The organism is Lutispora sp. (assembly GCF_041687175.1).
Lineage (GTDB): Bacteria > Bacillota > Clostridia > Lutisporales > Lutisporaceae > Lutispora.
Genome location: NZ_JAWLCK010000200.1, coordinates 1 through 3,313, shown reverse-complemented (window position 1 = coordinate 3,313; position 3,313 = coordinate 1). Strand labels below are relative to the sequence as shown.

Sequence of the window (3,313 nt, the reverse complement as noted above, 5' to 3'; positions counted from 1 at the left end):
AGAGCAGCCCAGGAGTTTGTGGAGCTTGTTATAGCTTCTGCCCTTGCACAGGATTCATTTGAATAAAATCCCCAATGTTTCAAACATTGGGGATTTTGCTCTTGTTATTCCCACTCGATTGTTGCCGGTGGTTTTGGGGTTATGTCGTAAACTATTCGATTTACTCCTTCTACTTCGTTTACTATTCTCGATGATATTTTATCTAAGACTTCATAGGGTATTCTTGCCCAATCGGCAGTCATAGCGTCCTTGCTGTGTATTGCTCTTATGATTATTGTATGGCTATAGGTTCTTTCATCGTTTTTCACACCAACGCTTTTTATATCAGGTATAACGGTAAAGTACTGCCATATGCTTCTGTGTAGATTTGCATTTTTTATTTCTTCTCTCAATATGGCATCGGCTTCTCTGACTATATTAAGTCTTTCTCTGGTAATGGCACCTAAAACTCTCACACCCAATCCCGGTCCTGGAAAGGGCTGTCTCCAGATCAAGTCTTCAGGGATTCCGAGCTTTAAACCAACTTCCCTTACCTCATCCTTATAGAGAAGTCTTACTGGCTCTACAATCTTAAGCTTCATATCTTCGGGCAAACCGCCAACATTGTGATGGGATTTGACCAGCCCGCCTTTCTTGGTGCCACTTTCCAATATATCAGGATAAATGGTGCCCTGCACCAGGAAGTCAATCTCACCTAATTTGCTGGCTTCTTCTTCAAAAACTCTTATGAATTCTTCTCCGATTATCTTCCTTTTTTTCTCCGGATCTGCTACTCCATCAAGCTTATCCAGAAATCTGTCCTGGGCATTGACCCTTATCAGGTTCATATTAAATTGCTCTTTGAATATAGATACCACTTGATCTCCTTCGCCTTTTCTCATGAGACCATGATCTACAAAAATACAAGTAAGCTGATCTCCAACAGCTTTATTTACCATCACTGCAGCTACAGAGGAATCTACTCCTCCGCTTAATGCACAGATAAGCTTTTTGTCTCCTACCGTGTTTTTGATCTCTCTGATGGAGTCCTCTATAAATTTATCTATATCAAAGTTTCTATCAAAATTTCTTTCCATAATTCACGCTCCTTTATAATAGAACTCTGAGCTCCGAACTCAGAACTCTGAATTAGAGGATTCCTTTTGGGTCTTTTTTGGAAACCACTAAAGGACACTAAAGGATATTATACTAAATCATAGTTCCAACAGATGCAGTAAAAATTTCTTCGGTTCTGCAGCTGGTCACATATGTTAAATAATAATTTCAGTGGTTTCAGTGTGTTTAGTGGTTTCAATTTGCTATAGACTATAATTCGGTGCTTCCTTGGTTATCTGAACATCGTGAGGATGGCTTTCTCTCAAACCTGCTGCCGTTACTCTTATAAATTGTCCATTCTTTCTCAAATCTTCTATACTAGCTGTGCCGCAGTAGCCCATGCCGGAGCGTAAGCCTCCAACTAATTGGAATATGGTATCAGCCAAAGGTCCTTTATATGGCACTCTGCCTTCTACACCCTCCGGAACCAGCTTCTTAGCATCTTCCTGGAAGTATCTGTCCTTGCTGCCGCTTGCCATAGATGCCAATGAACCCATACCTCTGTAAACCTTGAAGCTCCTGCCTTGATATATTTCCTTTTCTCCAGGACTTTCTTCCGTTCCTGCAAACAAACTACCAATCATAACCACTCTGGCGCCTGCTGCAATAGCTTTTGTGATATCTCCGCTGTATTTTATGCCGCCATCAGCAATAACAGGCACTCCATGTTTGTCAGCCTCTTGAGCGCAGTCATACACTGCCGTAATTTGAGGAACACCTATTCCTGTTACTACCCTTGTAGTGCATATGGAACCTGGTCCTATTCCAACCTTTATGGCATCTGCACCAGCTTCGATAAGCTCTCTCGTTGCATCTGCAGTAGCCACATTTCCTGCAATAACCTGTATTTCCGGATAATTAATCTTTATCTTCTTAATTGCATCTAAAACACCTTTTGAATGGCCGTGGGCTGTATCCACAATAATCACATCTACTTTGGCATCTACTAGAGCTTTTACTCTTTCCATCATATCCTGAGTAACTCCTACTGCCGCTCCAACCAAAAGTCTGCCGCTCTTATCCTTTGCAGAGTTGGGGAACTGTATAGCCTTTTCTATATCCTTTATAGTGATGAGCCCTTTTAAATAGCCGTTGTCATCTACCAAAGGAAGTTTCTCAATTTTATGCTTTTTAAGGATATTTTCTGCCTCTTCCAGATCGGTTCCTACAGGTGCTGTGATTAGATTTTCCTTGGTCATTACCTCATGTATAGGTCTTGACATGTCTGTTTCAAACCTTAAGTCCCTGTTTGTAAGGATTCCTACTAATTTACCTTTCTCATCCACTATAGGTACACCGGAAATCCTGTATCTTTCCATCAGCTCCATAGCATCGGATATAACATGGTCCGGTGAAAGATGAAACGGATCTACTATAACCCCATGCTCTGATCTTTTTACCTTATCCACTTCCATAGCTTGGGCTTCTATGGACATATTCTTATGGATAATGCCTATTCCACCTTCCCTTGCTATAGCAATGGCAAGCCTTGCTTCAGTAACAGTATCCATACCTGCAGACATTATAGGAATGTTAAGCTTAATTTTTTTGGTCAGCATAGTTGATACATCTGTTTCTTTTGGAAGAATTTCTGATTTTGCAGGTATTAGAAGCACATCATCAAAGGTTAAGCCTTCCTTTAAAAACTTTTCCATGGTTACACTCCTCACTTTTCAAAAAAATACCGTTATTTATTGTTTTTTTAATTATATTTAAAGTATATATGTTTGTCAAAGGATTGAAAAAAATACAGAATATTCACTTCACTTGTTGAAATTAACTAAAAAAAGAAGCTTCATACTCTGTATTATTGCACTCTTTTATTCAATTATGATATCAATAAAACTCAAAAAATTATTTTGACATAAAAAATGATTATTATTAAAGTAGTCAGAATAACTTTTGTAATACTGCCCAGCAGATATCCAATAAATACACCAAAGCCGGACTTCATAGATTCTTTCATATTTCTTCCAAACATAAGTTCACCTAATATGACTCCTGCCAGCTGGCCTAGTATAAGCCCCGGTATATTAAATGCGATTAAACCTACTATGCCTCCTATGACACTGCCGATTATACCCTGCTTTGAGGCACCGAACTTCTGCGCCGTCATAAGCCCTGCAATATAATCTACTCCCATAGCCAAAAGTGTGAGTAGCAAAAATATTATAAGGGTTCCCCAACCTATGACTTGAAAACCAGTTGCCCATGCATA

At 39.5% G+C, this 3,313-nt stretch carries 2 protein-coding genes and 1 pseudogene; all 3 read right to left on the bottom strand.

The annotated features are described in order from the left end of the window. Positions 1–104: 104 nt before the first annotated feature. A pseudogene (gene guaA / locus ACESM9_RS15195) lies at positions 105–1,076 on the bottom strand (glutamine-hydrolyzing GMP synthase); the annotation flags it as partial. A 222-nt stretch (positions 1,077–1,298) separates the two neighbouring features. After that, the gene (guaB, locus tag ACESM9_RS15190; RefSeq protein ID WP_373000645.1) at positions 1,299–2,750 is read right to left on the bottom strand and encodes an IMP dehydrogenase; all 1,452 of its coding nucleotides are present in this window, start codon (positions 2,748–2,750) and stop codon (positions 1,299–1,301) included. A gap of 191 nt (positions 2,751–2,941) precedes the next feature. Further along, positions 2,942–3,313, bottom strand: a 372-nt coding sequence (locus ACESM9_RS15185; protein WP_373000642.1) for a DUF456 family protein, incomplete at its 5' end; no start/stop codon positions are given.